Raw genomic sequence first — 18635 nt, forward strand, 5'->3', positions numbered from 1 at the left:
TTTCAGACGACCTCTTAGAGCGCCTTCAGTTTAAATTAACCGCCTTGATGCAAAGAAAGCGATGTTCTAAAAGTACGGTACAAGCAAATTGGCTCTGTGTTATCGCCCGCATCCTCTTAGCCTTGTCGGAAGTTATAGTGGATTAACTTCAAATCAGGACAAGGCGACAAAACCGCAGACAGTACAGATAGTACGGCAAGGCGAGGCAACGCCGTACTGGTTTAAAGTTAATCCACTATAAATTGAATCCAAACTGAAGACAGCCCATTTCAATAAAAAGGTCGTCTGAAAACCTACAATCAAGTTTTCAGACGACCTTTCATCAGACCATTAAATCAAGCAAACACCAGCTTGCCGCCTTCTTCTTTCACATGAATCGTGCTTTCGGGCGCATATTTGCCTTCGAGCAACGCAATGGCCAGCGGGTTTTCGATTTCCGACTGGATGGCGCGTTTGAGCGGGCGTGCGCCGTACACGGGGTCGAAACCGGCTTTGGCAATCAAATCCAAGGCGGCATCGTCCACTTTCAGGTGCAGGTGCTGCGCTTCCAAACGTTTTTCCAAGCCTTTAAGCTGGATTTTCGCGATGTTGCGGATATTCTCCTGATTCAGTCCGTGGAACACGACCACTTCGTCGATACGGTTGATCATTTCGGGGCGGAAGTAGGCTTTCACTTCTTCCATCACCGCTTCTTTCACGGCTTCGTAGTCCTGCGTACCCATTTGTTGGATGTGCTGGCTGCCGATATTGGAAGTCATGACGATGACGGTGTTTTTAAAGTCCACGGTGCGACCTTGTCCGTCGGTCAGGCGACCGTCATCCAATACTTGCAGCAGGATGTTGAACACATCGGGATGGGCTTTTTCCACTTCGTCCAGCAGAATCACACTGTACGGTTTGCGGCGCACTTGTTCGGTCAGGTAGCCGCCCTCTTCGTAGCCGACATAGCCCGGAGGCGCGCCGATGAGGCGGGCAACGGCGTGTTTTTCCATGTATTCGGACATGTCGATGCGGATGAGGTGGTCTTCGCTGTCAAACAAGAAGCCTGCCAAAGCTTTACACAACTCGGTTTTACCCACGCCGGTCGGGCCTAGGAACAGGAAGCTGCCGTAGGGTTTGTTCGGATCGGCAAGACCGGAGCGGCTGCGGCGGATGGCATCGGACACGGCACGCACGGCTTCGTCTTGACCGACCACTCGGCGGTGCAATACTTCTTCCATTTTCAGCAGCTTGTCGCGTTCGCCTTCCATCATTTTGGACACAGGAATGCCGGTCATGCGCGATACGATTTCGGCCACTTCGTCCGCGCCGACTTCGGTGCGGAAGAGTTTGTTTTGTTTTTTGCCGTCAGGGTTACTTTCCGCCGCCTGCAACTGCGCACCCAATTTCGGCAACTCGCCGTATTCGAGTTCGGAGGCGCGGGCGAAGTCACCTTGGCGTTTGGCCTGCTCGATTTTGACTTTGATGTCGTCCATCTGTTTCTTGATGTCGGCGGTACTGGAAGACGCGGCTTTTTCGGCTTTCCAGATTTCGTCCAAATCGGCGTATTCTTTTTGCAAGCCGTCGATTTCTTCGTCTATCAGTTCCAAACGTTTTTTGCTGGCGTCATCGCTCTCTTTGGCAACGTGCATTTTTTCCATTTTGAGCTGGATGATTCGGCGGTCGAGTTTGTCCATCTGCTCGGGTTTGCTGTCCAGCTCCATTTTGATGCGACTGGCGGCTTCGTCAATCAAATCAATCGCTTTATCGGGCAGGAAGCGGTCGGTAATGTAGCGGTCGCTCAATTCTGCGGCGGCAACGATGGCGGGGTCAGTGATGTCGATGCCATGATGAATTTCATAGCGCTCCTGCAAACCGCGCAAGATGGCGATGGTGTCTTCCACGCTGGGTTCGCCGACCAATACTTTTTGGAAGCGGCGTTCGAGTGCCGCGTCTTTTTCGATGTATTGGCGGTATTCGTCCAAGGTGGTCGCGCCGATGCAGTGCAGTTCGCCGCGCGCCAAAGCCGGTTTCAACATATTGCCCGCGTCCATTGCGCCGTCGGTTTTGCCTGCGCCGACCAAAGTATGGATTTCGTCGATGAAAATCAGGGTGTTGCCGTCGTCTTTCGCCAAATCGTTCAACACGCCTTTCAAGCGTTCTTCAAATTCGCCGCGGTATTTCGCACCGGCAATCAATGCCGCCAAATCCAAAACCAGCAGGCGTTTGTTGCGTAGGGATTCAGGCACTTCGCCATTGACGATGCGTTGCGCCAAGCCTTCGACGATGGCGGTTTTACCCACACCCGGCTCGCCGATCAACACTGGGTTGTTTTTGGTTCGGCGTTGCAGCACCTGAATTGCGCGGCGGATTTCGTCGTCGCGGCCGATAACGGGGTCAAGTTTGCCGTCGCGGGCGCGCTGGGTCAGGTCGAGCGTGTATTTTTTCAGAGCATCGCGTTGATCTTCGGCATTGGCATCGTTCACGTTTTGTCCTCCTCGTACCGCGTCAATCGCGGCATTGATGTTTTGTTCGGTCGCGCCGGCTTCTTTCAAGATTTTGCCGGTCGCATCGTTCTGCTGCACCAAGGCGAGCAGGAAAAGTTCGCTGGCGATATAGGCATCGCCGCGTTTGGTTGCCGCTTTGTCCATCAGGTTCAACACCGCCTGCAATTCGCGACTGGGCAGAATATCGCCGCCCTGGCCGGATACTTTCGGCAGGCTGTTTAAATGCTGCTGCAAACGCTGTTTCACCTGTGGCACATTCACGCCCGCATGAGCCAAGAGCGCGGCGGCTCCGCTGTTTTGGTCGTCAAGCAGGGCTTTCAGCACAAAGCCCGCTTCCAGATAGCTGCTGTCCGCAGCCAACGCCAAACTCTGAGCTTCTGCAAGGGCTTGTTGGAATTTGGCGGTTAATTTGTCGAATCTCATCTTTTTGGTTTCCTTTGGTTAGAATTTCGTTACACCCAATATAGGCCCAAATGTGGATAACTCAACACCATAAATTTCATTAAAATAGAAAAATATAACTATATATATGTTTTATATAGATTTTATTTTCAAAATATATGTGTATAACTTTTATTGTTTGAGTTCAAAAGAGATTACCGATACAAAAATAAAGACTTCCTCAATCGTAGAAAGGTCGTCTGAAAACATTTTTCAGACGACCTTTTTGACAGTCGAATACTAATGAAATCAATTAGTTCCCACAGAATCAGAACTAAGACAATCCGCTCAATTCCAGCAAGACACCTTCCTTACCCCTCCATATACCCCTGCTCCCGCATAGAGCAGACTTCTTTCGTCGTAACAATGAAATGATCCAAAAGCGAGACATCAACCAATGCCAAAGCCTGTTTCAGACGACCTGTAAATGCAATATCTGATTGCGAAGGCGTAGCCGAACCGCCAGGATGATTGTGCGCGATAATCAGGCTGTCAGCGTATTCGTCCAATGCGAGCTTGACGATTTCCCTGATATAGACGGTATTTTCCGCCACCGTTCCGCGCGAAAGTTCGCGCATGGCAATCAGCCTGTTTTGGCGGTTGAGCAAAAGCGCGGTGCTGACTTCTATCTTTTCATGCCCCAAATGCAGGCGCAGATAGTCGACAACGGCTTTCGGACTGGAAAGCGTGATGTTTTCCTGCAAATCCTCGCCCAAAATCCGCCTGCCGATTTCTTTGACGACGGCAAACTGGGTAAAACTCGCCAAACCCATGCCCTTGTATGCGGAAAGTGTTTTAGCGTCGGAACTCATCAGTTTGCCCAAGCTGCCAAACTCGTTCAGCAGATAACGTGCCAAATCCACCGCGCTCATCCCGCGCGTACCCACCCGCAGCAAAATCGCCAGCAGCTCCGCATCGCTCAATGCGCCTGCACCGCGTGCCAATAATTTTTCACGCGGCCGCTCGCCTTCAGGCCACTGTTTGATACTCATGCTTTACCCCTTTCGTGAAATTCACGAAAAAATCTATTTGAAATCTGTTTCTCATTGCGTTTGATAAAATAAAATACCCACCAAGAAACTACTTTTATTGTTAATATTTCAAATTTTATTATATTTTGAATAAATATTTAAAATAAAAGCATAATATCCATATAAATTAATTGCATAAAAACAACGCGCTTAAATTTCCCATATGAAGGCAACTGCTCATCCCTATTTGCCCGTATGGGTTTGATAGTAGATTCAATCCGACCGATAACAAGCCGCACTGTTTAAATCGAATCCGCGAGAAATCAGCCCCTTCGGGCAATTTCGTATTGCCCCTGCGTGCCATAGGCTAATATAATAGCGAGTTCTGCGGAGACGGTTTATCCTTGTATTTCCACCCGTTTCCCATCCATGCTGCCCGTGCGCTTCACAAGAGTTTCAGACGACGTTTCGACGTTGCGACTCCCGCCAGCAATCAAACAGCTTTTTATCACCCTTTCGAAAATCCGTTTTGCCGGTACTCGTCATTTTTATTGGAGTATTGCCATTATGACCGCAACCACTGCGTCTTCAGCCAAACCTTATCTCAAAATCCAAGGCTTGGTGAAAAAGTTTGGTGACAATTACGCTGTCGATAACATCGACTTGGATATTTATCAACATGAAATCTTTGCCCTTTTGGGCAGCTCCGGCAGCGGCAAATCCACGCTGCTGCGTATGCTGGCGGGCATGGAAAGCCCCAATCAGGGCAAAATCATTCTGGATGGTCAAGACATTACCAAACTTGCCCCCTACGAGCGCCCCATCAATATGATGTTTCAAAGCTATGCCCTGTTCCCGCACATGACTGTGGAGCAGAACATTGCCTTCGGTCTGAAACAAGACAAAATGCCGAAAGATGAAATCGCCGCGCGCGTGGAAGAAATGCTGCGTCTGGTTCAGATGACCAAATACGCCAAGCGCAAACCGCATCAATTATCCGGCGGTCAGCAACAGCGTATCGCTTTGGCACGCAGCTTGGCAAAACGTCCGAAAATCCTGCTGCTTGACGAACCTCTCGGCGCGTTGGACAAAAAATTGCGCCAACAAACCCAGCTCGAATTGGTCAACACGCTGGAACAAGTCGGCGTAACCTGCATCATGGTTACGCACGACCAAGAAGAAGCGATGACAATGGCGACCCGCATCGCCATTATGTCCGACGGTCAGTTGCAACAAGTCGGTACGCCTAGCGATGTATACGACTATCCAAACAGCCGCTTTACTGCTGAATTTATCGGCGAGACCAATATTTTCAGCGGCGTTGTGATTGAAGACCATGCCGATTATGCCGTCATCGAATGCGAAGGCTTGGAAAACCACGTCCGCATCGACCACGGTTTGGGCGGCCCGAGCGAACAAGACATTTGGGTCAGCATCCGTCCCGAAGACATTGATTTGTACAAAGAAAAACCTGACCACTTGGGCAGCTTCAACTGGGCAAAAGGTACGGTTGAAGAAATCGCCTACCTGGGCAGCTTCGCGATTTACCACATCAAACTCGCCAACGGTCGCGTCGTCAAAAGCCAAGTTCCCGCACCTTATTGGTATGTGCGTAACATCACGCCGCCGACTTGGGACGAAACCGTCTATATCAGCTGGCCGGAAAACCAACCGACTCCGTTATTCCGTTAATTTAAGGGGAATGAGATGAACCTTAAAAAACTGAAAAACAAACTGTTCCGCCGCCCGGGTCAGCGCGCGGTCATCGCCGTGCCATATGTTTGGCTTTTAGTGCTATTTCTGATTCCGTTCGCCATCGTGCTGAAAATCAGCTTTGCCGAACAAGAAATCGCCATTCCGCCGTTTACGCCGCTGACCAGCGTCGATGAAGATTTAGGTCGTCTGAATATCGCCATCAGTTATCAAAACTATGCCGATATTTTCCAAAATTTTTGGAACACCCTGAATCCGTTCGGCGACAGCGAAAACAGCAATATCTATCTGATGACCTACTGGTCTTCGATTAAGACTGCGCTGACGACGACTATCATTTGTCTGCTGATCGGCTATCCGACCGCCTATGCGATTTCGCGCGCCAATCCCTCCATGCGCAACGGTCTGCTGCTTGCGATCATGCTGCCCTTCTGGACTTCCTTCCTATTGCGTGTTTACGCATGGATGGGTCTTTTGGGACACAACGGCATCATCAACAATTTCCTGCTCAAAATGCAGATTATTGAAGAACCTTTAGACCTGTTCTACAACGCGTTCTCGCTGAACTTGGTTATGGTTTATGCCTATCTGCCGTTTATGATTCTGCCGCTTTACACGCAACTGGTGAAACTCGACAACCGCCTGCTCGAAGCTGCTTCTGATTTGGGTGCAGGACCGGTCAAATCGTTTTTCACCATTACCCTGCCTCTGTCCAAAACCGGCATCATCGCAGGTTCCATGCTGGTTTTCGTTCCCGCAGTCGGTGAATTCGTGATTCCCGAGCTGGTCGGCGGTTCGGAAAACCTGATGATCGGTAAAGTCTTGTGGCAGGCGTTCTTCGATCAAAACAACTGGCCGCTGGCTTCCGCCGTCGCCGTCGTCATGGTCGCATTGCTGGTCGTGCCGATTGCACTATTCCAACATTATGAAAACCGCGAATTGGAAGAAGGAGCCAAATAATGCAAAAATCCCGATTATCTTGGTTCCTGAAACTGATGCTGATGCTGTCGCTGGCGTTTCTGTACATTCCGCTGGTCGTCTTGGTTATCTATTCGTTTAACGAATCCAAGCTGGTTACCGTTTGGGGCGGCTTTTCGACCAAGTGGTACGGTGCATTGCTGGAAAACGACACCATCTTGGAAGCCGCTTGGCTGTCGCTGCGTATTGCCGCCGCATCCTCGCTTGCAGCCGTCGTTTTGGGCACGCTGGCAGGCTACGCGATGGCGCGCATCAAACGCTTCCGCGGCAGCACCTTGTTTGCCGGTATGATTTCCGCGCCTATGGTTATGCCTGACGTGATTACCGGTTTGTCCATGCTGCTCCTGATTATTCAGGTGCAAATGTTCCTGCAAGGCAGCGGCGAATTGCTCCAAAGGCTTTACTTCGACCGCGGTTTCTTCACCATTTTCCTCGGACATACGACGCTTTGTATGGCATACATTACCGTCGTTATCCGTTCGCGTCTGGTGGAGCTCGACCAATCGCTCGAAGAAGCCGCCATGGACTTGGGTGCGCGTCCGCTGAAAATCTTTTTCGTCATCACCCTGCCCTTGATTGCCCCTGCCATCGCTTCAGGCTTCCTGCTCGGCATTACCCTGTCGCTGGATGATTTGGTGATTACCTCCTTCCTGTCCGGTCCCGGTTCTTCCACATTGCCGCAGGTAATTTTCTCCAAAATCAAGCTGGGTCTCGACCCGCAGATGAACGTGTTGGCAACCATCCTTATCGGAATCATCGGTACGCTGGTTATCGTCATCAATTATTGGATGATGCGCCAAGCAACCAAACGCGATCGAGAAGCCGCCGAAGCCTACCGTCAGGAAAAGCTCGCCGCAGAAAAAGCGAATTGACCCAATCAGACAGGCTGACCGCATCAATGCAAGGTCAGCCTGTTTTCTTCACACAACCTGTTTGACAACTTTTCAGACGACCCTCCAAAGGTCGTCTGAAACCACCGTAAAGCATTACCCTATGATTCATCCCAATTTGAAAGAATACCTTCCCTCCTATTATTTCAGCACCATTAATCCCCACGCCGCTTATCCCAAACTTGAAGGTCGTCTGAAAACCGAAACCTGCATCATCGGCGGAGGATTGACAGGACTTTGCACCGCCCTCCCCCTTGCCGAAAACGGACGTGAAGTAACCGTACTCGAAGCTGCACGCGTCGGCTTCGGCGCATCAGGGCGCAGCGGCGGGCAAGTCATCAGCGATTACGCCTGCGGTATGGAAGAAATCGAAAAACAAGTCGGTTTGGAACAAGCCCGCTGGTTTTGGCAGCAATCCCTGCAAGCCGTCGAACTCGTTGACGAACGGGTTAAAAAACACCAAATCGCCTGCGACTGGCAGCGCGGCTACGCCACCGTCGCCGTCCGCAAACAGCACTGGAAAGAATTGCGACAATGGCACGAACACGCTCAAAAACATTACAACGCCACGCATTACCAACTTTGGGATAAAGACACGCTCAAACAACAGCTTAACAGCGATATGTACTTAGGCGCGCAATTCGACCCCAATTCCGGTCACCTCCATCCGCTCAACTACACCCTGGGCGTCGCCCGCGCCGCTGTTGAAGCCGGCGCGCAAATTTTCGAACAGTCCCCGATGACCCGTATCGAGCCCTATCAAGGCAGCTGGCTCGTCCATACCCCGAGCGGCAGCATCGAATGTCAAAACCTCGTATACGCCGTCAACACCTACGCCGGTTTGCATAACAAATTCAAAACACTAGAAAAAAAAGCCATCGCCATCAGCACCTTCATCATCGCCACCGAGCCGCTGGGCGAACGCGCCAGAGACCTCATCCGCAACAACATGGCCGTCTGCGACAACCGCTACGTCCTCGACTACTACCGCCTCAGCGCGGACGGCCGCCTGCTCTTCGGCGGTAAAGACAACGAGTTCATCGACGACCCTGAACGCATGACCGAGCTTGTCCGCCAAGACATGCTCAAAGTCTTCCCGCAGCTTGCCGATGTCAAAATCGAACACTCATGGGGCGGCGAATGCGACATCACCGCGAACCTCGCCCCCCACTTCGGCAGACTCGCCCCTACTGTTTACTATGCCCAAGGCTACTCGGGACACGGCATGGCGATTACCGGCATAGCAGGCCTTGCCATCGCCGAAGCCATCATGGGCGACGATGGTCGTTTGAAACCGTTTGAAAAACTCAAACACCCAAGCATCATTACCCAACCTTTCCTGCGCAAACTCGGTTCCTTCCTCGGCTCGAAATATTACCAATGGAAAGACAGCCGTTAAGTATTTGGTTAAGCTCAACCACACAAATAAAAGGTCGTCTGAAAACCCGATTCAGGTTTCAGACGACCTTTTCGATATTGAACGCGAAACAAGATAGATTCTTAAGGTTTCCAATCACACTGCCATCGCATCAAGCTCTCAGCCGACGCTCAATAAGTCTAGGTTTCCACCCTTCCCGTTTACTCCCAAACCCATCACATCAAATGAATCCTGCTTGCCGGATTGGAGACATTTTCATAGACGGTAATCAAAACGATTTTCCCGCTCTCGTCAAACACAATTTCCAGATAAGGTTTATCGGGGCTGCGGTCGCGGTTGAACAGGCGGAATGCCTTTTGCGCCTCAAAAATCTTCCCGCGCGATTTCAAATATTCGGGCAACTGGCTGATGTTTTGAAAACTGCCGCCAAACCCGCCGCCGTGTTTCTTGAGATATTCCGGCGTTGCTTCTATGCCGAAATTGCGCGTTATTCTCAGCGGCTGATCCGAGCCTTGGCTTGTCTGTTTGCCTATTGATAAAACCAGCGCATCCTGCTGTCTGAGTGTCTCTACCTTTTGTGTCAGCGATTCTACCGCCTGCTGATTATAGCTCCGCTCCCTTTTTGCCATCTGATCAATAGCTTCTATCACTTTATTAACGTTTTCAGGGTCATTCGCATCGATATCAGGAAACATTGCCTGAGCCAGAGGATCATCTCCGCCGGGAATGCCCCAAATCGCCGCCAATTCTTTAGGGCTGCGTTCAAACAAACAACTGGAATCGATATTCTCGGCAACCTGACGGACAAAATCATCAATGCCGTCAATCTGATGCAGGTTGGTGCAATTTGAAGAAGGTGCACTTTCTGCTTGCTTGATGCTATTAGAGTTGGACACTATTGGGTTCAAATCGGATTGGAAAGAGGCTGACGATGCGGAGGACGAAGCGGCAGATGCGCCGACTTCTTTCGTTTTATCTTCTTTGTTCGGAGAACACGCGGTCAGCATGATTGCTGTGACCAATAAGAGAAGTGATGACGTTTCGTTTTTCATAATATTGTTTTCAACATAAAAAGGTCGTCTGAAAATCTGCCATTTCATTTTTCAGACGACCTCTTGTTAGTACAACTCAAAAACCTCATTATTATAGTGGATTAAATTTAAATCAGGACAAGGCGACGAAGCCGCAGACAGTACAAATAGTACGGAACCGATTCACTTGGTGCTTCAGCACCTTAGAGAATCGTTCTCTTTGAGCTAAGGCGAGGCAACGCCGTACTGGTTTAAAGTTAATCCACTATACCAACAAGGTTCTCAGCCTATCTTACCCAACGCGGTAAAACGCCAAGCTGCCCAAAAGGTTGGGGAAATGTTTGACCTGTTTGTTACCCGTCATGACCGCGCGTTCGAGGACGCGGATTTTGTTTTTGGCGCACAACAAATCAAAGTCTTTGAGCGTACACCAATGGATATTCGGCGTGTCGTACCAATGGTAGGGCATGCGTTCGGAAACCGGCATATGACCGCCGATGGCGATTTGGAATCGGTTGCGCCAGTAGCCGAAATTCGGGAAGCTGACAATCGCCTGTTTCGCCACGCGCATGAGGCAGCGCAGGATTTTTTCGGTATTCTGCATGGCTTGGATGGTTTGGCTCAAAACGATAACGTCAAACGTTTGGTCGCCAAATTCTGCCAAACCTTGCTCCAAATCGGCTTGAATGACGTTCACGCCGCGCGACATGGCGGCGATGACGCTGTCGGTGTCGATTTCGATGCCGTAGCCGCTGCATTTTTTGTGTTCCACCAAAGCCGCCAGCAATTCGCCGTCGCCGCAGCCCAAGTCCAAGACGCGACTGCCTTCGGGAATCCAGTCGTAAATCAACTGCAAATCGTCGCGCAAATTCATGATCGGCAATCCTTGTCAACATTGTTCATATAAACCGCTACGGCGCGCATATAAGCCTCGTCTTTCATCAAAAAAGCGTCATGGCCGTGGTTGGATTTGACTTCGATATACTGCACCGGCTTGTGCGCCGCAATCAGCGCTTTGACCAACTCTTTGGAACGCGCGGGCGAAAAACGCCAGTCGGTACTGAAGCTGGCGACAAAAAATTTCGCTTTCACATTTTGCAGGGCGCGGGTCAGACTGTCGCCGAAATCCGCCGCCGGATCGAAATAGTCCAAAGCCTTGGTCATAAGCAGGTAAGTGTTGGCATCAAACCGTCCGACAAATTTGTCGCCCTGATAGCGAAGATAGGATTCCACTTCAAATTCAACGCCATAGCCGTATTGATAGCCATTGGAACGCAAATCGCGTCCGAATTTTTTGCCCAAACCGTCTTCGGCAAGATACGTAATGTGTCCCATCATGCGGGCAATCCGCAAGCCCCGTGCGGGAACGGTATTGTGGCTGCGGTAATGTCCTTCGTTGAAATCGGGGTCGGTCAAAATCGCCTGACGCGCCACATCGTTGAACGCGATATTTTGCGTGGACAGTTTCGGCGCAGACGCAATCACCAAGGCATGGCGCACGCGCTCGGGGTAAGAAATCGTCCACTGCAAAGCCTGCATACCGCCCAAGCTGCCGCCGACAATCGCCGCCCATTGTTCGATACCGAGATAATCGGCAAGCGCGGCTTGGGATTTTACCCAGTCCTTCACCGTAACCACCGGAAAATCCGCGCCGTATTCCCTGCCCGTTTCAGGATTGATCGACAAGGGCCCGCTGCTGCCGTCGCAGCCGCCCAGATTGTTCAAACCGACCACGAAAAAACTTTCCGTATCAATCGGTTTGCCGGGGCCGACCATATTGTCCCACCAGCCTGTGTATTTATCCTCCGCCGAATGCCTGCCCGCAACATGATGGTTGCCCGACAGCGCATGACAGATTAAAACCGCATTATTTTTTTCGGCATTCAGCTCGCCGTAGGTTTCAATCATCAGATCAAAACGCGGCAAAGTTTTACCGTTTTCCAAAACCAGCGGCATCTCAAACGGAATTTTTTGGGGCGTTACAATGCCCACCGAGGCATTTTGACTCATATCCTATTCCAACAAATGCGGCGAAAAGCGTTATTATATAGCAAACGGCATGACTTTTTGACACGGACGGACAAGCAGCCTGACGCGCTGAAACATCTGTCCCCATGCCACCGTGCCCGAACCATACTTTTTCAGACGACCTCCACCGTTTCCCGATATGATAGGCAGACTTTTCCGTATTTTTTTCTTTTTCGCACTTGCCGCGCTGATTATCAACCGCCTCTTCAGCCGCAAGCAAAAACGCGCCCTGCGCGATGTCGCCAAAATCAGCGCATGGGTACTGCTCGGCGCAGCCGCAGCGACGCTGTTTTGGTATCTGGTCATGCTGTATTTCAAACACATTCCGGATTCTTATTGACCGGATGTTGGTAGCCAAACAAATAAAAGGTCGTCTGAAAACCCAAATTCAGGTTTCAGACGACCTTTTCCCGTATATCAAAAACACGGGGGATTACGGCATTACCAAAGCGGCTGTCTCAACTCAACGTTTAGAATCCGACTTCTCCTTAAACTCCGTTCCGACGAACGTCCGTTTCGGATTGCCACGTTCCACCTGATAAAGCCGGCTGTGTTGCGCGCGGGCGTAATCGTCGGTCTGCCCGGCATAATGTTCCGCCAGCTTTTGCGCCAGCAGGGTCAAAGCCAATTTTTTGTTGGCATGCTGGCTGCGTTCGCTTTCGACGCGTACGGAAATACCGCTTGCCTTATGAGTGGCACGGACGGCACTTTCAGTTTTATTGACGTGCTGCCCGCCTTTGCCGCCCGAACGGCAGGTTTGAAACTCAATTTCGCTTTCAGACGGCATTTCAGGCATATCGGGCATACGGAAAACGCCAATATACCAGTTTTTACGCGGATGCTTGGGGCGGACGGGGCTGGTGCATATCCATTGGAGCGAACCTTGCCAACGCTGTGCCAAAGTTTCGGCATGATTGCCGTCCACTTTAAGCATCGCAGACATAATACCGTGTTTATCGGCGGTTTCGGAGATGATTTCCACTTCGATACCTTCCGCCTTCGCCTCAGCAAGCAACCTGCCCAATACGAAACGAGCAAAGATGCGGCATTCGGCAGGCCCTTGCGCAGTGGAAATTTGCAGATAAACCGTTTGTAAATTTTGCTTCATATTTATTCTCCGCATCCGCTGCTGGTTTTGTAAGTCAAAACAGGTTTGAACTGGGCGACCAATTCAATCAGACCAGCGTTTTTCATGGCTGAAATAACGCTGTCTATGTTTTTATAAGCCTGCGGAGCTTCTTCAAAAATCAGAGCCTTATCCTGACAAACGACCACGCTGCCGAAGGCGGTTTGGCGCAGGCTGTCGACGGAATATTTGTGTGACAGGCGACCTTTGCATTCGCCGCGTTGCCATTTCCGTCCTGCGCCGTGTGCCAATGTGTTCAACGAAATTTGGCAATCTTGGGTCGGCAGAACCAGATAGCTATAATCGCCGCGCGAGCCGGGTATCATGACCAAACCTTTATCGGCGGGCGTTGCTCCTTTGCGATGCAGCCAGCCGGTTTGCCCTGCGATTTCGGTTTGCTCGAGGAAATTGTGATGCACGTCGAGCAGACATTCGCCTTCCGTACGCCAGCGGTCGAGCATTCTGGCGGCAATCAGGCGGCGGTTTAGACCGGCGAACTCAAGGGCTGCCTGATGTTCGGCAAGATAGTCCGCCGCAGCCTCGCTGCCTTCCGCCAAACCTCGATGACCGTAGGCTTCGACGTGGCGTCGCAAAATCTGCTGACCCAAGCCGCGCGAACCGCTGTGTACCAACAACTGCAAACGGTCTGAATCAAAGGCAGCGGGAAGCAAATCGTCGCGGTAAACAGTTTCAACGGTTTGCAACTCGGCAAAGTGATTGCCGCCGCCGATGGTGCCGACTGCGAGGTCGTCTGAAAACGGATAATCGGATGCGGATTCTCCGAGTAAGATTTCTTGTTCGTCTTGGCTCAAAGGCGTATCGATGTTGCCAAGCTGCTTGGCGAGTTTGACGGGTTTGAGCTTGGCAGCGGACAAATCGGTTTGCCAAAACGCCATGCCGCAGCCGATGTCGTTGCCGATGAGTGCGGGGTAAAAATGGTGATCGCTGAAAAAAGCTGCGCCGACGGGATAACCGCGCCCCGCGTGCAAATCAGGCATACCGGCTACGCGCAGTATGTGCGGCAGCTTGGCGGTGGTTTCGAGTTGGGCGACGGCGTTGCCTTCAATCCAGGTTTCTGAATCAGCGATGATGTGAATATGATGGGGATGTTGATAATTGCCCATGTATATGCTTTCTTTAACACGGACAGAGGGCAAAACGAATCCAAACCGACGGCTTAAAAAGGAAACGCGGCTTGAAAATATACCGACTGCCGTCTGACGTTTTCAGACGACCTCTGTCCGATTGATGGGAAAGCAGCCCGAAGCGGGCGATAGGGAAAATGCGGGAACGCGTTGTCCGAAAATCAGACCGACGCTTGGGCTGCAAAGAATGTGATTGAGCGGATTGAAGTATTGCGTGTCATGGCTGCTCCTTTCTTTGCATGTGAAAATTGAAAACAGGCGGATTATAGGGGAAATGTTTGAAACGTTACAATAAAACTGCGTTTTTTATGAAGAAATGTTGTATAACTGCCATAATGTAATGAAAACAAAAAAGCAGCCTGTTACACTACCCGAACCATCGTTTCACGTTATCAGACCGCCGCTTGGTTTATCATCTATTTAAACCTGTTCCGACAGGCTTTCAGACAACCCCAAAGGTTGTCTGAAAATCAACAACACAAAAATTAAAACCTTACCGACCACCCATACGCATCAACCGCAGCATGCCCAACCGCTGGCGGTAAAACTTCCGAAAAGCCATTCAAAAAGCGGACTGCACGCCAAATAAATTTTGTAAACGGTTCCACACAGAGGTCGTCTGAAACCACCAGAAAGGCAAAAACCATGAAACCTAAATCCCTCTACCGCGCCGCCCTGCTCGAACACCTCTTTTATGCTTCCTTAACCACCGATCCTGCCGAAGCCCGCCCTGCCTACCGTACCTACCGCCAACTCGCCAAAAAAGGCTGTCCCGACGGCTGGTTCGGTCTCGGTCGCAGCCGCCAATACGGCTACGGTATCAAACAAAACCGCGAAAAAGCCGAAAAATATTACCGCCGTGCCGCCAAACTCGGTCACGCCGAAGCACAGGAAGCCCTCGGTCTTCTATACGAATTTGAAGAAAAGCCCGACTACCGCCGCGCCCGCAAATGGTATACACGCGCACTTGAACAACACAGCAGCGATACCCCCGATGCGGCCTACCGCCTCGGCTGGCTGTACGAGCGCGGCCTCGGCTGCAAAAAAGACATTCAGAAGGCCTGTCAGCTCTACCGCAAAGCAGCCAAAGCGGGTTGCGCCGAAGCTCAACGCGCCCTCGGCTACCTATACGATGAAGGCCTCGGTCTGCCCCGAAACTACACCAAAGCCTACAAATGGTACGCCCGCGCCGCCTTACAAGCAGATGAAGCCGCCTGCAACAACATAGGCTTCCTCTACTACAAGGGCAACGGCATGCGCCGCAACACACACCAGGCAAAAAAATGGTACAAACTCGCCGCCCGCGCGGGCTGCATCATGGCATTATCCAACCTCGGTATCCTCTATGAAGATGCCGGTCGTCTGAAAAAAGCCGCCCGCTACTACCGCCGTGCCGCTGAGGCTGGCAATAAATATGCCGCCAAGCAATTGAAGCGGCTGGACAAGAAAAAGTCTGCACAATAAACTGAGGTCGTCTGAAAACGGCGTGTCGCGTTTTCAGACGACCTTTCACTTATTCCCTTCCAAAATATCCAGCCATTCCTCCAGTCCGTATTGAAGCGATGTTTTGGTTTTTAAATCTAATTTTTTCATCAGCAGCTTTTCGTTCTCCACATGCGGAAACAAAGCTTTCTCAATCAATTCTTTGCCTTTATCGGTCAAACGCACCAGCATACTTCGCGCGTCGTCCGGATTGGGCAGGCGGTCGATTAAGCCTTGGTTTTCCAAGTTTTTCAGGCGCGTGGTCATGGTACCTGATGTTACCATCAGCGAAGAGAACAACTCAGTTGGGGTCAACGTATAAGGCGCGCCGCTGCGGCGCAAAGTAGCCAGCACATCGAACGAGCCTTCGGTTAAACCGTATTCTCCGTAAACTTTTTCCAATTCGCGTGCGATTAAAGCAGCGGCGCGTTTCAGACGACCTATTAACAACATATTCTCTGCTTCCAATTCTGGTAGTTCCTGCTTCCATTGGGCAACGGCGCGGGCGGCTGCATCAAGGTGTTCGGTCATAGAATGCTCCGTTCGGTTTTCAATGGCGATTATTTTATCTTGACTTCAAGCTAATTTCTATTTATATTTAACTTGAAATCAAGATAACTCAACTGGAGAAAACCATGTTTGCCGATAAACAAACCGTTTTAAATGCCTTCCATTTCCGCCACGCCTGCAAAAGTTATGATGCGGCGAAGAAAATCCCTGCCGATGATTTTGCTTATATTCTGGAAACCGCACGCCTGTCGCCCAGCTCGTTCGGGCTGGAACCTTGGCGGTTTTTAGTGGTGCAAAACGGTACTCTGCGCGAAGAGTTGCGCGACATCGCATGGGGAGCGGCGGAAAAAATTATGGATTGCAGCCATTTTGTGATTCTGCTGGCGCGTACGCAGACTGCCATGCAGACGGATTATCAGGAAAAAATCTGGGGCGGCGTGCATGGGATGCCGTCTGAAACCGTTGAAATGATGCAAGGTTTTTTTAACCAGTTTGCCGAAACCGATTTTGCCATTGCCGATAATCCGCGCTCGTTTAACGACTGGGCGTCCAAGCAAACCTATATCGCGTTGGCAAACATGATGACCGCTGCCGCGTTGATTGGTGTGGATTCCACACCGATGGAAGGCTTTCAAAAAGAAAATGTGGAAAAACTGCTGTCGGAAAAAGGTTTAATCAATCTTGATGAATACCGCGTCAGCGTCATGGCGGCGTTTGGCTATCGCACAGGCGAACCCAAGCGCGCTAAAACGCGGCAGACGATAGAAGATATCGTTGATTGGATTGAATAAACGCCTGAAAATCAGCAACACAGACATTCACCAGTTGGCAAAATCAAGAGTTTTGAATGATGGCAGCCTGCACTTGGATGAAGAAGGTTTCCGTCAGGCTAAATTTCCCACCCGCTTATTCATTTATTTGGAGGACTTATGCGCTTACATTATTCCCAATATGCCCTTGACAGCTATAAGGCACTGCTGGCTTTGGAAGCCAGCCTCACGCTGAATAATACCTTGAAAGATTTAGTGAAACTGCGCGTTTCGCAAATCAACGGGTGCGCTTTTTGTGTCGATATGCACGTTAAGGAAGCCAAGCTGCACGGCGAGCGCGAACTGCGCCTGCACCATTTGGCCGTTTGGCACGAATCAACTCTGTTTACTGAAAAAGAACGGGCCGCGCTGAAATGGGCGGAAAACCTGACCCGCATCTCCAAACAGGGTATCCGCGATGCGGACTACGCAGCGGTACGCACTCATTTTGATGAAGAAGAACTGGTGGCGTTGACCCACGTCATCAACACCATCAACGTCTGGAATCGCCTGAACGTGGCTTTTGCCACCCCAACAGGCAGCATGGACGGCCTGATGGGATTGGAGAAGGCAGGGCTGGTTTAGTCTGGCAAGACAATCTGAAATCGATCAAACAACGACAGAGGCTACCTAAAATATAAAAAGCAGTCTACACATTCAAAACCAAATTGCAGGCTGCTGTTGCCCCATCACACCCCATTCCCTTTTTTCAGACGACCTACTGCATAGTCAATCTGAAAAGCTGCATTCCTACGAGAATCAAAATGCCCAGCAGTACCGCCACCATCCTGACCACCGCGCTCGCCCCGCTGATTTGGGGCAGCACCTATCTCGTGACCACCGAATTCTTGCCGCCCGACCGCCCATTTACTGCCGCTCTGATACGCGTGTTGCCCGCCGGACTTTTGCTGTTGGCGTGGACGCGGCGGATACCCAAACGCGATGAATGGGCGACGGTTGTCTTGCTCGGTTTTTTGAACATCGGCTTTTTCCAAGCCATGTTGTTTGTGGCGGCGTATCGCTTGCCGGGTGGACTGGCGGCGGTGTTGAGTTCGACGCAGACGCTGATGGTGTTGGTGTTCACTTGGTTAATCGGCAAAACCATGCCGCCGAAAGCGGCTTGGGCTTGGTCGGCGGCAGGGGTTTTGGGGATTGCGCTCTTGGTTTTGTCGCCGCAGGCGCGCTATGACGGGATGGGGATTTTGGCGGCATTGGCGGGCGCGGCGGCGATGGCGTTGGGTGTGTATTTGTCGAAACACCGCCGCACTTCGTTACCCGTGTTGGCGTTTACCGGCTGGCAGCTTTTCATCGGCGGCTTGTTTTTACTGCCCGTCGCCCTGCTTGCCGAACCGCGGCTCGAATCTTTAAGCCCCGCCAATATCGGCGGCTATCTGTATTTGTGCCTGTTTGGTGCCGTGTTAGCTTATGTGTTGTTTTTCAGAGGAATTGCCAAACTTTCGCCTGCTGCGGTTTCATCGCTGGGACTACTCAGCCCTGTCTCGGCATTTGTTTTAGGCTGGCTGCTTTTAGGGCAAGGGATGGACGCGAAGTCATTGGCAGGATTTGCGTTGGTGTTGGTATCGATATTCGGGGTACAGCGGGCGGTCATGAAAAAGGTCGTCTGAAAACAGCCTTGAGCCTTCAAGC

The 18635-nt window shown here is 51.0% G+C and carries 17 protein-coding genes; 9 read left to right on the plus strand and 8 right to left on the minus strand.

The window, feature by feature from the left end; genetic code table 11:
* Nucleotides 1-335 precede the first annotated feature (335 nt).
* Together clpB and radC are read right to left on the minus strand one after the other, a co-directional pair.
* Complete coding sequence (clpB, locus tag DBZ16_RS01885) at nucleotides 336-2909, minus strand: ATP-dependent chaperone ClpB (protein WP_107812726.1); 2574 nt, start codon at nucleotides 2907-2909, stop codon at nucleotides 336-338.
* A 329-nt stretch (nucleotides 2910-3238) separates the two neighbouring features.
* On the minus strand, nucleotides 3239-3919 hold the full coding sequence (gene radC / locus DBZ16_RS01890) for a RadC family protein (protein WP_107812727.1): 681 nt from the start codon (nucleotides 3917-3919) through the stop codon (nucleotides 3239-3241).
* A gap of 546 nt (nucleotides 3920-4465) precedes the next feature.
* Here radC and DBZ16_RS01895 point away from each other — a divergent pair.
* The 4 genes from DBZ16_RS01895 to DBZ16_RS01910 all read left to right on the plus strand — a co-directional run bounded on the left by DBZ16_RS01895 (nucleotide 4466) and on the right by DBZ16_RS01910 (nucleotide 8878).
* Nucleotides 4466-5590, plus strand: a complete 1125-nt coding sequence (locus DBZ16_RS01895) for an ABC transporter ATP-binding protein (protein WP_029609631.1) — start codon at nucleotides 4466-4468, stop codon at nucleotides 5588-5590.
* 15 nt (nucleotides 5591-5605) lie between these two features.
* Nucleotides 5606-6571 (plus strand): ABC transporter permease subunit, encoded by a 966-nt coding sequence (locus DBZ16_RS01900; RefSeq protein ID WP_107812728.1) that lies wholly within the window; start codon nucleotides 5606-5608, stop codon nucleotides 6569-6571.
* Nucleotides 6571-7461: an ABC transporter permease subunit gene (locus tag DBZ16_RS01905; protein ID WP_107812729.1), complete on the plus strand. Its 891-nt coding sequence runs from the start codon at nucleotides 6571-6573 to the stop codon at nucleotides 7459-7461. The genes DBZ16_RS01900 and DBZ16_RS01905 overlap by 1 nt, the downstream gene beginning before the upstream one ends.
* Nucleotides 7462-7582: 121 nt before the next feature.
* Nucleotides 7583-8878, plus strand: coding sequence for an NAD(P)/FAD-dependent oxidoreductase (locus DBZ16_RS01910; RefSeq protein WP_107812730.1), 1296 nt, complete (start codon nucleotides 7583-7585; stop codon nucleotides 8876-8878).
* Between the two features lie 194 nt (nucleotides 8879-9072).
* On the opposite strand, the gene DBZ16_RS01915 is transcribed toward DBZ16_RS01910, so the two are convergent.
* From DBZ16_RS01915 to metX, 3 genes are all read right to left on the minus strand, one after another.
* A complete protein-coding gene (locus tag DBZ16_RS01915; protein WP_430914314.1) occupies nucleotides 9073-9909 on the minus strand; it encodes an NMB0938 family lipoprotein in 837 nt (278 codons plus the stop codon).
* A 271-nt stretch (nucleotides 9910-10180) separates the two neighbouring features.
* Nucleotides 10181-10762 (minus strand): methionine biosynthesis protein MetW, encoded by a 582-nt coding sequence (gene metW, locus DBZ16_RS01925; RefSeq protein WP_003743445.1) that lies wholly within the window; start codon nucleotides 10760-10762, stop codon nucleotides 10181-10183.
* Complete coding sequence (gene metX / locus DBZ16_RS01930; RefSeq protein WP_107812732.1) at nucleotides 10759-11898, minus strand: homoserine O-succinyltransferase MetX; 1140 nt, start codon at nucleotides 11896-11898, stop codon at nucleotides 10759-10761. The genes metW and metX overlap by 4 nt, the downstream gene beginning before the upstream one ends.
* A 157-nt stretch (nucleotides 11899-12055) precedes the next feature.
* Between metX and DBZ16_RS15335 the strand changes: the two genes are divergently transcribed.
* Nucleotides 12056-12256, plus strand: coding sequence for a protein MIGRI (locus DBZ16_RS15335; RefSeq protein ID WP_003675061.1), 201 nt, complete (start codon nucleotides 12056-12058; stop codon nucleotides 12254-12256).
* Between the two features lie 123 nt (nucleotides 12257-12379).
* Here the strand turns inward: DBZ16_RS15335 and prfH are convergent, their stop codons facing one another.
* On the minus strand, nucleotides 12380-13024 hold the full coding sequence (gene prfH / locus DBZ16_RS01940; protein ID WP_167390252.1) for a peptide chain release factor H: 645 nt from the start codon (nucleotides 13022-13024) through the stop codon (nucleotides 12380-12382).
* A 2-nt stretch (nucleotides 13025-13026) separates the two neighbouring features.
* Nucleotides 13027-14166 carry an RNA ligase RtcB family protein gene (locus tag DBZ16_RS01945; protein ID WP_107812735.1) on the minus strand — a complete coding sequence of 380 codons (1140 nt, stop codon included), beginning with the start codon at nucleotides 14164-14166 and terminating at the stop codon, nucleotides 13027-13029.
* A 666-nt stretch (nucleotides 14167-14832) separates the two neighbouring features.
* Here DBZ16_RS01945 and DBZ16_RS01950 point away from each other — a divergent pair.
* Entirely contained in the window at nucleotides 14833-15651 is an 819-nt protein-coding gene (locus tag DBZ16_RS01950; RefSeq protein WP_107812736.1) for a tetratricopeptide repeat protein, read from the plus strand.
* 45 nt (nucleotides 15652-15696) lie between these two features.
* Here DBZ16_RS01950 and DBZ16_RS01955 read toward each other — a convergent pair whose 3' ends face one another.
* The gene (locus DBZ16_RS01955) at nucleotides 15697-16200 is read right to left on the minus strand and encodes a MarR family winged helix-turn-helix transcriptional regulator (RefSeq protein WP_070495908.1); all 504 of its coding nucleotides are present in this window, start codon (nucleotides 16198-16200) and stop codon (nucleotides 15697-15699) included.
* Nucleotides 16201-16304: 104 nt separating this feature from the next.
* Here DBZ16_RS01955 and DBZ16_RS01960 point away from each other — a divergent pair, with 104 nt between their 5' ends.
* From DBZ16_RS01960 to DBZ16_RS01970, 3 genes are all read left to right on the plus strand, one after another.
* The gene (locus tag DBZ16_RS01960; protein ID WP_107812737.1) at nucleotides 16305-16970 is read left to right on the plus strand and encodes an NAD(P)H-dependent oxidoreductase; all 666 of its coding nucleotides are present in this window, start codon (nucleotides 16305-16307) and stop codon (nucleotides 16968-16970) included.
* Between the two features lie 138 nt (nucleotides 16971-17108).
* Nucleotides 17109-17573, plus strand: a complete 465-nt coding sequence (locus DBZ16_RS01965; RefSeq protein WP_107812738.1) for a carboxymuconolactone decarboxylase family protein — start codon at nucleotides 17109-17111, stop codon at nucleotides 17571-17573.
* Nucleotides 17574-17752: 179 nt separating this feature from the next.
* Nucleotides 17753-18613, plus strand: coding sequence for an EamA family transporter (locus DBZ16_RS01970; protein WP_107812739.1), 861 nt, complete (start codon nucleotides 17753-17755; stop codon nucleotides 18611-18613).
* Nucleotides 18614-18635 lie beyond the last annotated feature (22 nt).

It is taken from the genome of Neisseria sicca, from assembly GCF_003044565.1.
In the GTDB taxonomy this organism is placed as follows: Bacteria; Pseudomonadota; Gammaproteobacteria; order Burkholderiales; family Neisseriaceae; genus Neisseria; species Neisseria sicca_A.

Bases quoted from the DNA above. Each gene is read 5' to 3' on its own strand.
- clpB (WP_107812726.1), bottom strand. From the start codon at position 2,909: ATGAGATTCGACAAATTAACCGCCAAATTCCAACAAGCCCTTGCAGAA.
- radC (WP_107812727.1), bottom strand. From the start codon at position 3,919: ATGAGTATCAAACAGTGGCCTGAAGGCGAGCGGCCGCGTGAAAAATTA.
- DBZ16_RS01895 (WP_029609631.1), top strand. From the start codon at position 4,466: ATGACCGCAACCACTGCGTCTTCAGCCAAACCTTATCTCAAAATCCAA.
- DBZ16_RS01900 (WP_107812728.1), top strand. From the start codon at position 5,606: ATGAACCTTAAAAAACTGAAAAACAAACTGTTCCGCCGCCCGGGTCAG.
- DBZ16_RS01905 (WP_107812729.1), top strand. From the start codon at position 6,571: ATGCAAAAATCCCGATTATCTTGGTTCCTGAAACTGATGCTGATGCTG.
- DBZ16_RS01910 (WP_107812730.1), top strand. From the start codon at position 7,583: ATGATTCATCCCAATTTGAAAGAATACCTTCCCTCCTATTATTTCAGC.
- DBZ16_RS01915 (WP_430914314.1), bottom strand. From the start codon at position 9,909: ATGAAAAACGAAACGTCATCACTTCTCTTATTGGTCACAGCAATCATG.
- metW (WP_003743445.1), bottom strand. From the start codon at position 10,762: ATGAATTTGCGCGACGATTTGCAGTTGATTTACGACTGGATTCCCGAA.
- metX (WP_107812732.1), bottom strand. From the start codon at position 11,898: ATGAGTCAAAATGCCTCGGTGGGCATTGTAACGCCCCAAAAAATTCCG.
- DBZ16_RS15335 (WP_003675061.1), top strand. From the start codon at position 12,056: ATGATAGGCAGACTTTTCCGTATTTTTTTCTTTTTCGCACTTGCCGCG.
- prfH (WP_167390252.1), bottom strand. From the start codon at position 13,024: ATGAAGCAAAATTTACAAACGGTTTATCTGCAAATTTCCACTGCGCAA.
- DBZ16_RS01945 (WP_107812735.1), bottom strand. From the start codon at position 14,166: ATGGGCAATTATCAACATCCCCATCATATTCACATCATCGCTGATTCA.
- DBZ16_RS01950 (WP_107812736.1), top strand. From the start codon at position 14,833: ATGAAACCTAAATCCCTCTACCGCGCCGCCCTGCTCGAACACCTCTTT.
- DBZ16_RS01955 (WP_070495908.1), bottom strand. From the start codon at position 16,200: ATGACCGAACACCTTGATGCAGCCGCCCGCGCCGTTGCCCAATGGAAG.
- DBZ16_RS01960 (WP_107812737.1), top strand. From the start codon at position 16,305: ATGTTTGCCGATAAACAAACCGTTTTAAATGCCTTCCATTTCCGCCAC.
- DBZ16_RS01965 (WP_107812738.1), top strand. From the start codon at position 17,109: ATGCGCTTACATTATTCCCAATATGCCCTTGACAGCTATAAGGCACTG.
- DBZ16_RS01970 (WP_107812739.1), top strand. From the start codon at position 17,753: ATGCCCAGCAGTACCGCCACCATCCTGACCACCGCGCTCGCCCCGCTG.